15 protein-coding genes are annotated in these 14,010 nt (G+C 45.7%); 11 read left to right on the top strand and 4 right to left on the bottom strand.

Going from position 1 to position 14,010, the window contains the following annotated elements:
• The first annotated feature begins 60 nt into the window (after positions 1-60).
• Complete coding sequence (locus AB1757_06875) at positions 61-441, top strand: hypothetical protein (protein ID MEW6126744.1); 381 nt, start codon at positions 61-63, stop codon at positions 439-441.
• A gap of 1,047 nt (positions 442-1,488) precedes the next feature.
• Here the strand turns inward: AB1757_06875 and AB1757_06870 are convergent.
• From AB1757_06870 to AB1757_06855, 4 genes are all read right to left on the bottom strand, one after another.
• On the bottom strand, positions 1,489-1,821 hold the full coding sequence (locus tag AB1757_06870) for a hypothetical protein (protein ID MEW6126743.1): 333 nt from the start codon (positions 1,819-1,821) through the stop codon (positions 1,489-1,491).
• Between the two features lie 349 nt (positions 1,822-2,170).
• Positions 2,171-2,563: a YopX family protein gene (locus AB1757_06865; protein MEW6126742.1), complete on the bottom strand. Its 393-nt coding sequence runs from the start codon at positions 2,561-2,563 to the stop codon at positions 2,171-2,173.
• Between the two features lie 299 nt (positions 2,564-2,862).
• Positions 2,863-3,411, bottom strand: coding sequence for a hypothetical protein (locus AB1757_06860; protein MEW6126741.1), 549 nt, complete (start codon positions 3,409-3,411; stop codon positions 2,863-2,865).
• Between the two features lie 535 nt (positions 3,412-3,946).
• The gene (locus AB1757_06855; GenBank protein MEW6126740.1) at positions 3,947-4,165 is read right to left on the bottom strand and encodes a hypothetical protein; all 219 of its coding nucleotides are present in this window, start codon (positions 4,163-4,165) and stop codon (positions 3,947-3,949) included.
• 371 nt (positions 4,166-4,536) lie between these two features.
• Between AB1757_06855 and AB1757_06850 the strand changes: the two genes are divergently transcribed.
• From AB1757_06850 to AB1757_06805, 10 genes are all read left to right on the top strand, one after another.
• Complete coding sequence (locus AB1757_06850) at positions 4,537-4,977, top strand: hypothetical protein (GenBank protein MEW6126739.1); 441 nt, start codon at positions 4,537-4,539, stop codon at positions 4,975-4,977.
• Positions 4,943-6,241, top strand: coding sequence for a hypothetical protein (locus tag AB1757_06845; protein ID MEW6126738.1), 1,299 nt, complete (start codon positions 4,943-4,945; stop codon positions 6,239-6,241). Before AB1757_06850 ends, AB1757_06845 begins: the two co-directional genes overlap by 35 nt.
• Positions 6,234-8,204, top strand: coding sequence for a hypothetical protein (locus tag AB1757_06840; protein MEW6126737.1), 1,971 nt, complete (start codon positions 6,234-6,236; stop codon positions 8,202-8,204). Before AB1757_06845 ends, AB1757_06840 begins: the two co-directional genes overlap by 8 nt.
• Before the next feature lie 36 nt (positions 8,205-8,240).
• Positions 8,241-8,621, top strand: a complete 381-nt coding sequence (locus AB1757_06835; protein ID MEW6126736.1) for a hypothetical protein — start codon at positions 8,241-8,243, stop codon at positions 8,619-8,621.
• Positions 8,618-8,968 (top strand): hypothetical protein, encoded by a 351-nt coding sequence (locus AB1757_06830; protein ID MEW6126735.1) that lies wholly within the window; start codon positions 8,618-8,620, stop codon positions 8,966-8,968. The genes AB1757_06835 and AB1757_06830 overlap by 4 nt, the downstream gene beginning before the upstream one ends.
• 417 nt (positions 8,969-9,385) lie before the next feature.
• A complete protein-coding gene (locus AB1757_06825; protein MEW6126734.1) occupies positions 9,386-9,778 on the top strand; it encodes a hypothetical protein in 393 nt (130 codons plus the stop codon).
• Positions 9,779-9,996: 218 nt separating this feature from the next.
• Positions 9,997-10,887, top strand: a complete 891-nt coding sequence (locus AB1757_06820; GenBank protein ID MEW6126733.1) for a hypothetical protein — start codon at positions 9,997-9,999, stop codon at positions 10,885-10,887.
• A gap of 59 nt (positions 10,888-10,946) precedes the next feature.
• Complete coding sequence (locus AB1757_06815) at positions 10,947-12,104, top strand: hypothetical protein (GenBank protein MEW6126732.1); 1,158 nt, start codon at positions 10,947-10,949, stop codon at positions 12,102-12,104.
• A 96-nt stretch (positions 12,105-12,200) separates the two neighbouring features.
• Positions 12,201-13,133 (top strand): hypothetical protein, encoded by a 933-nt coding sequence (locus AB1757_06810; protein ID MEW6126731.1) that lies wholly within the window; start codon positions 12,201-12,203, stop codon positions 13,131-13,133.
• A gap of 68 nt (positions 13,134-13,201) precedes the next feature.
• Complete coding sequence (locus tag AB1757_06805; protein ID MEW6126730.1) at positions 13,202-13,870, top strand: hypothetical protein; 669 nt, start codon at positions 13,202-13,204, stop codon at positions 13,868-13,870.
• Positions 13,871-14,010 lie beyond the last annotated feature (140 nt).

Genomic DNA, 14,010 nt, shown 5'->3' with positions numbered 1-14,010 from the left:
TGGAAGCACGAAAAGGAGTGTGGCGACCTCTATGTTGCTTTCCGCAAGACTGGACTTTCTTTGATCTGGGAACACCAGTCTGACCAAAAAGACGGCTTTCGTTTTGACCGTGCTCTCCAGATTTTCGGCAAACAATTTTACTTTGAAGTTGAACGAGGCACCCAGGAAGGGATAGACATCAGAGAGAAGGTTCAGCAGTACCTAGCCAAGCCCGGTAGGTTTTATGTTGTCTTTACGGTTCAAGATTACCAGAAGAATCCTTACGAACCCATCACGAAGACTGCCGCTCAGTACGCCAAAGAAATCCTTCCAATCCTTGCCCAAGCTAGGCGCAACAATCAATTTACTGTAGCCCCACATCTTAGGCTTGTCGCCACCCCTTTAGCCGAAGTGTTAATGAGTCCTGTCGTCGAATTTTACTCGCTCGAAACCATTGAGTGACCTTCCAATGGTGTTTCCAATTGACATCCAAAACTATTCCAATAAAGAGGATAGCCGCACAGTAGGAAATCCTTTTATTCATCGGTAAATGCGGGTTTCCCAATCTTCCGACTATTCTTATTTGTTCCTGATTCCGGCTTGCAGCAGTCCCTCTCGCTCCGCTCGGGATAACTTTACGCCCCATTGCTGTTTTGAGCGGTATACTTTAGATAGACGATAGGCATTCGAGTGCCACGCTATGTAAACCGCACGTTAGTCAGCAAGCCCTATATGGGAATGGTCCTCGGAAGAGGGTCATTGGGTGTCGTAGAAAGAAGACCGGGAGGTATTCTGGAAGGCTGTAGATCTGAAACCCACAGAGAAGCAGTCCGTCTATCGTCTGCTAAAAGAGCGGCGAGTTGACACACAGGGGCTTTAAACAATTTGCCCCTGTGGACAACTCTCGCTCTGAGATTTAACCCGGCATAAATTGAAAATCATTGTACTCGACCTATGACACAAGGGAACCCCTGACTGCTTGATAGGGACCAGGAGGGAGAAAGGTTTGAGTATGGAAAAGTGGAAAGTAGTCCTACTGAGGGAGCTTCAGAAAGAGTATTACGGAGGGAAGAAGAAAGATCCCTGGGGAGACTTGAAGTATTTGAGTTGGAGAACAGTAGCGGTGGGAGTCCTGGCAGTGGTAGTTTTGAGTATCTGGGGGTGGTAGCCCCCTTTCTCCCTTGTCCTCGTAGTGTAGCAGTCGAACCCTTGCGTCAAGGTGCTCGTTCTAGGATTTTCAAATTATTCCGCGCCGTAACCCGCAAGCCTCAAATCTCTAGTGTAAAGTTGAAAGCCCCCGGTTAGGAGGTCTTATTTTCGTCTACGGTGATAATGCAGTCACCGCATAGTCTGAGGTCGTTAATGTGTTCTAATCCTGGTGTTGGTTCTTTCATAGGCGTTGTTTACATTTTGAGCAGATTGTTTGATCATAGGATGCGTCGTAGAGTGTTTTAGCCGTGCAGCAAGATGAGAGGTGGCCGTACCAGATGAGGAATCTAGTCCAGAGGGTCATGGGTCTAATTTGAATAGTTGTTTAAGGTGTTGTTTGAGGGCTTGTATGTCAAAAGCATTAAGCCAGCGTCCATCATCCAATGGGACTTTCATTCCGTCTTTTAGCTCCTCGATTACTTCAAGCTGGGCCTCTCTACGGACTTCACGGATGAAGGCTTTAATGTCAGTATCTGTAGCCACGTCATTATAGTTCTCACCATATTTGAGAAGAATATCAAAGCCTGCATCGCTATCTCTCTCAAACACGAACGTTTTATCAAAATCTTCCTCCCAACTTTCTACTTGATTCTCTTGTGCTTGTTTTGATTCTAGGTCTTGGGTTCTGGTCATAGGAGTTTAGTGTTAACGATGCCAGTCATTTTAATAAAGCAGTCATCACAGACGATTGCCATACTTGGGTTAGTTGATGCAGATTCGACGTCCCAGAGGGATTCAGCCTCTTTATTAGCTTTATAATCAGACCAACCTTTTTGATATGTTTGCTGACACATAGAGCAGGTATATTCTTCGTTCATATAATTCGGCTTCTTAGGCCGCAGGAAGTTAGTTGTTCAATGTGATTAAGTCTATCAATCCATCTCGGTAATCTTGCCAATCTTCTGCTACTACAAGACCGAGAATTATTGCTACTGGTAGTACAACGGGTAAGAAAATTAGCTTTACGATTTTAGAGGCTATTTTAAATACAAGGTTCATACGCTTTAGGTGGGTTAATGATTAATTCTGGATTTTCATAAATGTTGCCGATGACTTCGAGTTCTTTATGTATATTCCAGATTCCCCAGTGGTGAGCTTTTTCTGTTTCTGTATGCCAGAATTCATACATTCCTCTGTCTTCATATTTAATGAACATATTTCTTGAAGAACCCCAAGATACAATATCTCCCTCAAATATTTCCGACCCGTTCTTATCTAAGAGTCCGGTGAATTGCATTAGCTCGAACTTGCTTTTTAATGTAAAGCCATACTCATCGGGCTCAACAGGGATATTGTAAGGATCAAAAAGGTCTTCAGGGACTATCATCTTTTTTTCTCTTTTATCCCAAGCTCGAAATTTGATTATTCTATTCATAGTTATTACCGTGCTAATGAAGCACTGTTAGTTGATTAATCTAGATCAAAGATGTGTGTCTTACCTTTTAAGACAATTGTAATTCTCTGCCTAGTCTCGATTGACTTGTGGATATGTTTCTTAAGGTAGTCTGCGTGGATGGTTTCACCTGAACCCATAATATGTTTATTCAGCACCTCAGACTTGGCGATACTTTTCACATGCTGAAGCAGGTTTGGTTTGCCGGTAGTAGTTCGCCAACCAGGGCAATTCTTAACCACGCATTTTACCAGTGGTGCGACAAATGGTTTCTTCATAGTTTACTTGCATATTACTTTCTTATAACGACAGACCGACCACGCCTGAAACCCTTGCCGGTCAAACTTCCCTTTAGCGGCTTGCAGGTTGTATTCGAGGTCATACATCTCAGCAGGACAAATTCGGCCTTGAACATTGACCTGTAAGAATCCGCAGTCTACTGACCACGCCTTGGCTTCATCGCCTTTCTTACAGGCCATAGACTCGCCGTTATAAATACAGTTATAGCCTTTGTTGCCTGAGTTCTGGCCGCTTTCCGCAGAGGCTATTTTCATAAAGGTGTCCGTATGGTTGCCGAAAACATCTCGTACCCTGTCCTCTAGGGTTGGCTCTTTGGCTTCTGCTTCTTTTACCACCGGGTTTGCTATCGGCGTTTCTCTCGGTTCGATTAAGAAGATGTTCTGAATCTTAAAGCTGTACGTTGAGTGCCACTGGGCATAATCTAGGGTTCCTTTAATGAGCAGGAGAAGAATAAAGCCGATGGTCAAGGAGTAGCCGATAAGTTGTATTTTGTTTTTCATATTTGTGTTGGTTAATGATGAGTTGTCCACAGGGTTATCCCCATTGACAGCAATTGCAGATGTGCCATTATGAAGATATAAGGGATATGAATTTTAGCTGAGGCTAAAAATAAGGCTTAGGGCATTGGTACCGCTACCGGAAATGTACCTACGCTTTCCCTTCGTTCTCTTGTTCTTTTTTACGCTTTCTTTTCTCCTCCGCTTCCTCGTGTTCTTTCAAAAACTGATCTAGGTAGTCGCTCATAGTTAGGGCTTTAATGATTCACAGATTGCTTTGTCGGTTGAGGTGACCATACAGTGTTGATACTCGGCTTCGGTTGGTCTGGTAGCCAGATAAACGAAGCCAAAAAACATAATGACTAGCAAAATCAGGTAGAACAGGTCTTTCATACAGGTTGAGATTCTTTAATAATTTTGTAGATGTAGGTCCGAGAGCAGTTATGCTTTCGAGCCAACGCACTGATGAAGCGTTTCCGACCTTTTTTGATAAGCGATTTATAGTCTCGCAGGACTGCTTTTGTATCCACTGCCATATGTTTTGTTTCTGCCGTTAGGCGTTAATTGATTAGATTTCGGTTAATAGCCATTCGTCAAATGTTTTGAATTTTAGCTCTGAACGCTCAGGCATATTCAGTTTAGGAGAGCGATAGAAGTGTTCAAAGTTTCGGCAATACTGGCCGTACTTATTAATAGCGCGAGATAAACCGATATACTCATACTGGTTTGAATCTCCCCCTTCATTTTCACTCACAAGTTTGCTGACAAAGATTTCTTCTAGCTTCATATGATTATTTATTTCCGCTCGAATGAGCTTTAAGGAGTTAGGGGGAGAACGGCTTTTGAATCTCTAGTTGGCTTTCAATTCGTTGTCCGCTCCCCCAGCTATCTGTAATTATATTAACAGTTTACAGTTACAGTGTCAATTGACAAGTATTGTGGATATTCAGCGTAATACAGATTCATCGTGATCATCTCCTTAAATAAGCCAAATAAAATTTCGTGAAGAAACAGACTAAAACAGAACAGCTATTATTGGACTGCTACAACGAACTGAAGAAAGAGACAGGAGACATACCTACCGTCGCAGAGGTACAAGAGAGATATTTAGAGAAGTATGGAAATAAATAGTTTTGATAAATAGATAAAGAAATCAATATGAAGGGCGGTAAGAGAAAAGGAGCGGGACGCAAGAAAGGCTCCCTGAACAAAACAACCCTGGAAAAGAAAGCAGCAGAGGATCAGTTTATCAACAGGGTTATTCAGAATGTGGACAAACTCTTTAACGCCCAAATATCTATCGCTGAAGGATGCTCTTACTTGTATCGAGTTGACCAAATTGGTGAAGGGAGTAAGAAGCGCGAGGAACACGTTTTGGTAACCGATCCAGAAGAGATCAAAGCATACCTAGACGGTAATACCGAAGATACCTACTACTACATTACGACTAAGACCCCAGATAACAAGGCTATTGATTCATTGATGGATAGAGCCTTTGGTAAAGCGGTAACGAAGATAGCCGGTACAGGAGATGACGGAGAAGTAATCGTGAAAATTGTCTCCTATGGAAATAATCCTCCCCCACAAGTTCACACCTAGAGACTACCAGTTACCTCTTTTACAAGCAGTTGATAATGGAATCAAACGCGCCGTCATCCTCTGGCATCGTCGCTGTGGAAAAGATAAAACTCTAGTCAATCTGGTAGCCAAGAAGATGATGGAACGGGTAGGAACCTACTACTACTTTTTCCCGACCTACAAGCAAGGCAAGAAGATCCTCTGGAAAGGAATGGACAAGGACGGCTTCAAGTTTACTGACCACTTTCCGCAAGAACTCAGACAGCGAACGGATAACACTGAAATGCTGATCGAGTTCAAGAATAACTCGGTCTTCCAGATTATCGGCACAGATGATTATGATTCGATTGTAGGTACTAACCCTGTTGGCTGTGTGTTCTCAGAATATGCTCTTCAAAACCCGAAAGTCTGGGATTTCATCAGGCCGATACTGGCAGAAAACGGCGGGTGGGCAATCTTTAATTACACTCCAAGAGGTAAGAATCACGGTTACGACCTATATGAAATGGCTAGGGAGAATCCGAAATGGTTTGTACAGAAGCTCACCGTAGATGACACCGGCATTATAAGCCCAGAGGTTATTCAGGAAGAACGGGAGTCAGGGATGGCCGAAGAAATGATCCAGCAGGAATATTATTGTTCATTCACCGCAGCCATTATGGGAGCCTATTATTGGAAAGAATATGACGAAGCAGAGAAAGCTGGTCGGTTCACTAACGTACCTTATGATCCATCGGTTCTTGTCCACACCGTTTGGGACTTGGGGATCAGAGATTCAATGGCAATTGGATTTTACCAGGCCGTTGGACTCGAACGACGAAAGATTGACTACCTCGAATTCACCGGAAAAGGACTCGCAGAAGCAATCAAGCTCGTAAAGGAAAAACCCTATACCTACGGCAAACATTTTGCCCCGCACGACATTCAGGTACGAGAGCTAGGGACCGGCAAAAGCCGCTGGGAAGTGGCCAAGGAATTAGGTATCGAGTTTGAGATAGTCCCGAATCTACCCGTACAGGATGGTATAGAAGCCGGCAGGAGACTCTTCAGGAAGCTCTGGGTTGATAAGACTAACTGCAAAGACTGGCTCCGATTAATTCCCCAATACACGAAAGAGTACGATGAAGATAAGAAGATTTTTAAGGATAAGCCGCTTCACGACTGGACCAGTCACGGAGCCGATGAACACAGATACACTGCGCTGGTAGAAGACCAGATGGTCAATGAAGATTTTAAGCCTTATGTACAGCCTCAGTGGGAGGCAGACACGCAATACTATGGATAGTGAGAAACAACAAATCGTTAAACAAGCTCGCGCCGAATACGACGCTGGTTTGCAATTCAGGCATCAGCGCGAGGCAGCTTGGAAGCTGGCAGAGGACCAGTATTTCAACAAGCAGACCAAGAGCCTAAAGCAACGCTATAACGTGCCGATCCCGATTGTGCCCGGCTTTGTTGAGACTTTGTTATCCAAGATTGATGATCCACCGTCTTTGAAGTTTGAACAGGCTGAGGAAGCGGATTACAAGGCAGCAAAGAAAGTTCAAGCCTTCTACGAAGCAGAGAGCCAGAACGAAGACCACGATTGGGATATGATTGACCTCGACGCCAAGAAGCAGGCAATTCTGTATGGGCGAGCAATCTTTAAGTTTTGGTCTGAATCAAAGCCTAAATACAGAAGCAATTTGAAGGTGGTTGACGTTTATGATTTCGTTGCTGACCCGATTGGCGGCGGTGATTTCAATAAACATCGCTTCGATTATGAAGATAATCTCTTTAAGAGTAGGGAGGATTTAAAAGAAGGGGTAAAAGAACGTGGATATGACAAAGAAACAGTCCAAAAACTGATTAATGCAACCTCGGCTGATAAGTTGGTCCAGAATGACAATATGTACCAATCCAAGCAAAGCCGAATGATGGCACTTGGGATGGATGGTATTACTCACAACTACGCAGGTCAGGCATTGTATAAGCTGATTGAGGGGTTCACCACTTGGAATGGCGTAAAGCAGTATGTTCTTTTCAACTACGAAACCGGGCTGGGTGTAAAGGTTTGCCCATTAACCGAAGTATTTAAGTCTGACCTATCACCTTATCCTTCCTGGGCTACTCACCGAGACATTTTCAACTTCTGGTCTAAGGCTCCGGTTGATGACATCGTGCCTCTAGCAGAAATGGCTAGAATCCTGGTTAATCAGGAACTGGATAACCGCAATAAGAAGAACTGGGGGATGCGTGGCTATGACACTAACTTGATAGCTGATCCAGCCGAGTTGAATTGGCGACCTGATGGTCTAGTTAAATTCAAGAATGTTGGCGCAAAGCGCATTCAAGACGGTATCTACCAATTTGAAACCCCTGAATTAAACGGCACAATTAACCTAGTCCAATACATTGATAATGTCATTGGCCAGAAGACCGGCGTTACCGCAGACACGCAAGGCCAGAGCAGCGAAGACAAGGTAGGTATTTACTACGGCAATATGCAGCAGGTAGCCGACCGCTTAGGCTTATACAACAAGAGCTATAAGAAAGCCTGGGCTGCTATTGGCCGAAGATACCTTTGGGGATTGTTTGAACACTTACGCGCTCCTATGGCTGTTCGGATCATTGGCGAGAAGGGCGCAGAGTGGGATGAGATCAAGCGCATTGAAGTAAACCCAAACTGGAATATCCGAGTCGAAGGCGGCAATGCTGAGATGCAAGCTGATGAAGTAAAGAAGCAGCGCCTAAAAGAGATTATGGAAGGACTGGCTGAAGATGAATTAGCGATAACTTCTCCGCGCTGGCGGGCTGAAACCAAGTTCCGAGCCGGAGGAGTTGACGAGGATGAAATTCGTATGGCCTTTGATAAAGAGAATGAGGGCAACCGCGAGATATTAGCTGAAGCCTCACAGATGATTCAGGATTGTCTAGCTAGTAAGCCCTACAAGGTCAACCGGGGCGCGAATACTGCTTTTTGCCAGAAGATTCTTGATTACGCCATTGATACCGATCTTCCGATGGACAAATTCAATAAGCTGATGGAAATTGTTGAAGTCCATCTCCCTATTGCTCAGGAGAACGCAGCCAGAAAAGCAGTACAGATGATGGCCCAAAGGGGAGCGATGCCGCAGCCACCGTCAGCTACGGAACAGCTATATGGCTCGCCAGACGCTGAAGATGCCCCGCAGAGCGCACCAAACACCCCAGGCGGTACTTTGAGCCGTTCACAGCAATTAAGCCCTGAAATAGCCCCACAAGTATGAAGGAATATTTAGAACGACAAGTAAGAAGCCCTTGGTATGAAGAAACGGAAGTATTATAAGCTGCTTAAGCTCGGTTTGTTCCCCTACGATATTCTTGTATGTCAGGGGATGGAGTTGGATGAAGTTAGGGTTTACTTAGAAAGAAAGTACCACCTAAGAACTCTGGATCACGAAGCGTGGGAACCTGGAAGAGTGGGGAAAACTCTCCATTTCGGAACAAACCAGACTATTCTATGGCTTAAGAATGCTCCTACTAACCCATCTGGAATCGCTACTCTAGCCCACGAAGCACTACATTCTGTAATCCAGATATATCAGACAATGGGAATTCCATTTAATGCAGATAATGATGAAGTGGTGGCGTATGGAGTCGAATATATTGTTGAGCAAGTATTAAGGGATTTTAGAAAGCAATGATTGAACTCGAACAGCTAAAACAACTGGTTTCTGATCCGAGCTTTCAAGCAGAGGATAGAAAACTCGTAGCACAGTATGAGGAGCGTTTATCAGAACTCTTGATGAAAGAAAAGGCCATCGAGAATCCGGTTATCAAAGAGTTTTACGAGTATATGCAGTTTCAGGTGGAGCATTGCGAACAGCAGCTAAAGACCAACCGAGAGCTAACCGACCGACAAAGAGACGCGCTATTTGCCAAGATAGATATTTGTGACAATTTCACTTCCCTCTTTAACGGTAAAGCCAAAGAAGAATTGAGGCAGGATATTATTAAAGACCTAGATTATGGGCGTTCTCAACAGAATTAAAGCAGCGTTTAGCTCAATCCCTCATATTGGAGTTACCAAGCGAAACTTCCTGATGATCTCAGCAGACATAAAGAAAGGTATGGTCATTGTTTCTTACAAGGGGAAAGTGAAGTATGGAGCGTTCACAGATAGCACCTTGCGAGAGCTTGTGAAGCCCGATAAGTTCGATAAACACGCGGGAGAGTTTCTCGCCGCAGTTGGAAAATTAATTAACCAAGTAATAAACAAATGAGATTTATATTGTTCTTACTCCGAAAGTGGTTCAGGTACTTTGTGCAGCGACACCGCATTGGCTATGTGGTCTACAGCATAGAGAGCATTACCCTTGGTAAAAGCCACGCTTGGCTCAATACGAGCATTGGACGGATTAGAAAGCCATTAGGCACTTTTGAAACAATTAATCAGTAATCAAACCATATGACAGAACAAGAAAAGCAGGCTAAGAAAGAGCTAACCGCTCTTCGTAAAGCCGCAACCAAACTTGGCGTGGAATTCAAAGAAGAAACCACGGCTGAGGAATTAAACGCCTTAGTCGAGGCTGCCAAAGTAAAGGCTGCCGCCGAAAAAGAGCTTGAGAAAGCTCGTAAGGCTGCTGCTAAGGCGGAATTGGCTATTACTGCTGAGATGACAGCGGATGAAATCTACGCTGCGATTGAAGCGGCCAAGGTAGCAAAAGAGGCTAAAACATCCTTTGATGTTTATACCAGAGACGGTGGCTATGTCCGCACCTATTCTTTAGAGGATCACGGCGAAGATGCCGAGAAGTTAGCTAACCAGTTTGCCGGCAAAATCGGCGGATCAGTCAGATAGCTCTTTCCAAACCAACTAAAAACAATCACACCCTTTGGGTATTCAGCGTTGATACCTAATGAGTTTCGTGATTGTTCTCATTAGGTTCAGCTTTGAGTCACCGAAAGGTGGCTCTTTTTGTTAGCCCACAACCCAAAAGGGCAAAGGCTTACTTGGAGCCTTAATCCATTTCTTGCCGAGAGAACGGCAACCCAAACAATTAATCCATAGGAGTACCTATGCCAAATCCAGAACCGTCTGACAACTTCGACCCAGTACCGGGCGTGAAGTATGAGGACGAACCGGCTGAGCAGCCGCAGGACCCAAAAGAACCTGAAAAAGCTCCAGAGCAAACTGAGGCTCCCAAAGAGCCAGAAAAGCCAGTCGAGGCTAAGACTGAGGATAAAGTGGCTGATCCTGCTGAGGCACCCAAAGCCGATGAGGGACAACCGCGCGATCCTGAAGGTAAATTTACCAAAAAGCCAAAGCCCATTGCTGATCTCTTATCCAAGAATCACGACCTCAAGACGGAAAACGACCAGCTTAAAGAGCAAATTAAAAAGCTCTCAGAGCAACCGGCTTCTGTACAGGCGGACGACAAAATCAAGGCACTTGCTGAAAAGTATGGTCTTGATGAGGAAATCCTTGCTGACATCGTGGCAACGGCCCGCGATGGTTTGAATCCTGAGCTTCCCAAAGAAGTCCAGGAGCTACTAGAGGAGCGAAAAGCTGAGAAAGAACAACAGGAAGAGTTGAAAGCGTTTAATGCGCGAGTAGATTCCCTTGCCAAAACTTTCCCGGATGAGCAATTCACTGATCCAAAAGTCAGAGAAAAGCTCTTAGCTCTTGCTTACTCAACTGAGAAAGCACCTGACGGCGAACCGTACTTCCAAAAGGAACTTTCCGAACTCTATTTTGGCTTTATCAAGCCTGAGATAGAGCCGGGGAAATCGAGTGCTGAGTCTTCACAAGGCGGCACTCAGGCCACCGAAGTCATAGACTTTGAGGAAATCTATAACCGCGATGATCCAAAAGACATTGACAACATGGATTCGGCTACCTTTGAGAAGTACAACGCTTGGGTAAGAGAACACAAAGAGGGCAAATCCCCGATTCAAAGAATTAAATAACCCTCACTTAGATGCCCAACTCACTATCTGCGTCATTTCCTACCCGGTGGGGACGCGAAATGCAGGAACGTCTGGAAAAGATGGACGTTTTTCGCAAACAAGCGAACTTCCGGCTGGAAAGCGACCTCAAAGACGGCGACACGGTGAAGCGAGTTTACCGCTCCAACATCGTTCCTGCCGAATACACTCGTGGTAGTGACGTGACCTTCAAGGACATCACCGATACTGCGGAAAGCCTGACGGTTGATAAGACCCCAGTGCTTCCGTTCTACGTTGATGACCTCGATGCGATCCAGTCACACTACGACACCCGCGAGCAGTACACCGCTGATACGGTTAAAGACCTTAACCACATCATTGACGGCTACTACCTCGCTGAAGTAACCAATGCGACCAACACCATTGATGCTGCTGATTTCGGTGGCACTGCTGCTCAGGCCGCAACGATTACTCCTGCAAATATCCAAAAGATGTTTGCCCTTGCTCAGAAGAAGCTCGCCCGCAGGAACGTCAAGATGGGCAATATGTTTGCCAACTTGACCCCTGACGTTTACCAGACCTTGCTTGAATACTTGGCTGGTAAAGAATCTGTCTTAGGTGACAGAACCGGCGAAAACGGTTCTATGGGTAAATACTTTGGGTTCGACTTGTTCGTTTCCAATGCTACCTACTGGACTGGACGTTTGAACTTAGCCACTCAGCCAACCGCTAACGATACGATTGTATTCAACGGTGTAACCATCACCTTTGTTTCTTCCATCGGTTCTACCGCTGGAAACGTATTGATCGGCGCTAACGTTGATGCTACCCGCGTCAACTTGGCTGCGCTGTTCAATGCCCCTGGTACAACCAACTCCACTCAGGTTGCTTTAGCCAACGATGACCAAGTGAAATTCTATGGTTTAACTGCCACTGACGTTCCTGGTTCAGACTGGATGAACATTACCTATCGTGGCGCTGGCGGCGTAGTTGTTTCTGACACGCTCACTGACACTACCGATGGCTGGTCTACAACTCTTTGTATGAACCAGTTGATGTTTGGTGAAAAGGGTGCGGTTGACTTTGTGATCCAGAAGCAGCCGACCGTCCAGATCGAGAAGGCAGAAGCCCGACTCGGTTACAAGGTAATTCCTTACACCCTGTTTGGAAAGAAGACCTTCCAGGATGGAGCTAAGAAGCTCGTCAACGTGAAAGTAAATACCTTCTCTTACACCTAATCTGAGTGATTAGCCCTTTGAGGGTTTGGGTCAAAACCCTCTCTTAATAAATAAGGTAAGAGCCTCTGTTTTGGAGGACTCCTACTAAGGACAATTATGAAAGTATTTAATCGAGGTGTGAAAGTGAACGGCCCTCTCTTCGCTGACACTATCATCACCAGCGGTGGCATGGGTTCTGGTCACATCTATTGGGTGAAGAACCCAAGTGCTAGTGACTATCAGGCGTTCTACGATGAGCATTTTGCCGTCTATGAAAACGCCAAGCCGAACGTTTTCGCCACTATCTCTGATGCAATCGCCAATTGTGTTGCTAACGCAGGTGACATTATCCTGGTGGCTCCTGACTACACCGAAACTCGCACAGCCGCTATCACAGTTAACGTAGCCGGTGTTTCCATTATCGGTTTGGGTTCCGGTACAAAGCGCCCGACCATCACCGGCAACGGAACGATTGACGTATTCAACGTCACTGCTGCTGGTGTCACCATTGAGAATATCCGCTTCGCGGCTCCTGAAACCGACGACCAGACAGCGGACATCAACGTAGCCGCAGCCGGTTGCACCATTCGCAACACTTACCACATTGGTTCCCAGACTTCTAAGAATAAGACTGACATCATCACCGTCGCTTCAGGCGGCGATGATCTGCTTGTCGAAGATGTCGTAGCCTACAACACTGTTGTTGACTGTGTTTCTTGGCTTTCTCTCGAAGCCGCCGTTGCTCGACCCGTAATCCGAAACTGCGTTATCCAAGGCCAGTTTTCAACAGGCGTGTTGATGGATGAAGCCACCGCAACGCTGGCCACCATTCGCAACAACATCTTTAAGAACACCAAGGCCGCTACTGCCGTCGTGACGTTCACAACCGGCAACAGCACTGGTGTCATGAGTCAGAACTTCTGCTCAGGCCGTCACACAACGATTGCCTCAAACATCGTTGCTGGTACAGGTATGGACTTCCACGAGAACTATGTTGTCGAGGAAGCAGCCCTCAATGGCATTCTCGTTCCAGCCGCAGACGCCGATTAATCCCCTTGTGGATTCCCTCTGCTCTCTTTCCGGGAGCAGGGATGAACCCATAATTAATAAAGAAAACTATGATTTATTACGCATTGCAAAATGCAAACTCCAGTGTCATAGCGGTCACCGGCACCGCTACCCTGCTCAAGAGTTTGTTAGATACGGCTGGTTCAGTCACGCACGTCTTCCCGGATAGTCTCAACGGAGTAGATTTATACGTCGAAGACGGAGACATACGGGTATTGTTCGACGACCAGACCCCGACCGCAAGCAAAGGCATCTTGCTAAAGAAAGGTGTGTACTACCACTTCCGCCACGTTGACCTGTTTAAGATGCGCCTGATCCGCACTGGCTCATCTAATGTGGCCGTAGGGGTGCAGATAGGCTTTTCTTCACCAGAAGAAATCACCACTTCGTCAAACGTCGCCTTTGCTAGTGAGCTTCAAGCCGGTGAAGACCTGACGAACGACGTAATCAAGGTCGAGCAACGATTCAGTTATAACTACATCTCAACCGCAACCACGACTCAGGTAAAGAGTGGCGCAGGCTTTTTGCACGCTATTGTGGTTGGTGAAACCGCTGCCGGTTCAATTAAAGTTATTGACAACACAAGTGGCACAACAACCAACTTAGGAGAGTTAAAAGCTTCGATTGTTGAAGGAACGTATGTATTCAACTGTTCCTTTGCTACTGGACTCCGTATCGTCACCGCAGCCGCTTCCAAGATAACCGTAATCTATCGCTAATCATATGGATAAAAAATGCCCTTATTGTGCTCAGGAAGGGAATGATGTGGCCGCAGAGCTTGTCGCTACTAACCCAGCCGAAGGCATGCGCAACCAACCAACTAACTCGTATTTATGTCCCAATGGTCATGAATGGAGAG

This window comes from Acidobacteriota bacterium (assembly GCA_040754075.1).
Lineage (GTDB): Bacteria > Acidobacteriota > Blastocatellia > UBA7656 > UBA7656 > JBFMDH01.
Note: the sequence above shows the minus strand (reverse complement) of the source record. Positions and strands in the feature narration are given on the sequence as shown.

Bases quoted from the DNA above. Each gene is read 5' to 3' on its own strand.
- AB1757_06820 (MEW6126733.1), top strand. From the start codon at position 9,997: ATGCCAAATCCAGAACCGTCTGACAACTTCGACCCAGTACCGGGCGTG.
- AB1757_06870 (MEW6126743.1), bottom strand. From the start codon at position 1,821: ATGACCAGAACCCAAGACCTAGAATCAAAACAAGCACAAGAGAATCAA.
- AB1757_06855 (MEW6126740.1), bottom strand. From the start codon at position 4,165: ATGAAGCTAGAAGAAATCTTTGTCAGCAAACTTGTGAGTGAAAATGAA.
- AB1757_06850 (MEW6126739.1), top strand. From the start codon at position 4,537: ATGAAGGGCGGTAAGAGAAAAGGAGCGGGACGCAAGAAAGGCTCCCTG.
- AB1757_06830 (MEW6126735.1), top strand. From the start codon at position 8,618: ATGATTGAACTCGAACAGCTAAAACAACTGGTTTCTGATCCGAGCTTT.
- AB1757_06835 (MEW6126736.1), top strand. From the start codon at position 8,241: ATGAAGAAACGGAAGTATTATAAGCTGCTTAAGCTCGGTTTGTTCCCC.
- AB1757_06865 (MEW6126742.1), bottom strand. From the start codon at position 2,563: ATGAATAGAATAATCAAATTTCGAGCTTGGGATAAAAGAGAAAAAAAG.
- AB1757_06845 (MEW6126738.1), top strand. From the start codon at position 4,943: ATGGAAATAATCCTCCCCCACAAGTTCACACCTAGAGACTACCAGTTA.
- AB1757_06805 (MEW6126730.1), top strand. From the start codon at position 13,202: ATGATTTATTACGCATTGCAAAATGCAAACTCCAGTGTCATAGCGGTC.
- AB1757_06825 (MEW6126734.1), top strand. From the start codon at position 9,386: ATGACAGAACAAGAAAAGCAGGCTAAGAAAGAGCTAACCGCTCTTCGT.
- AB1757_06815 (MEW6126732.1), top strand. From the start codon at position 10,947: ATGCAGGAACGTCTGGAAAAGATGGACGTTTTTCGCAAACAAGCGAAC.
- AB1757_06840 (MEW6126737.1), top strand. From the start codon at position 6,234: ATGGATAGTGAGAAACAACAAATCGTTAAACAAGCTCGCGCCGAATAC.
- AB1757_06810 (MEW6126731.1), top strand. From the start codon at position 12,201: ATGAAAGTATTTAATCGAGGTGTGAAAGTGAACGGCCCTCTCTTCGCT.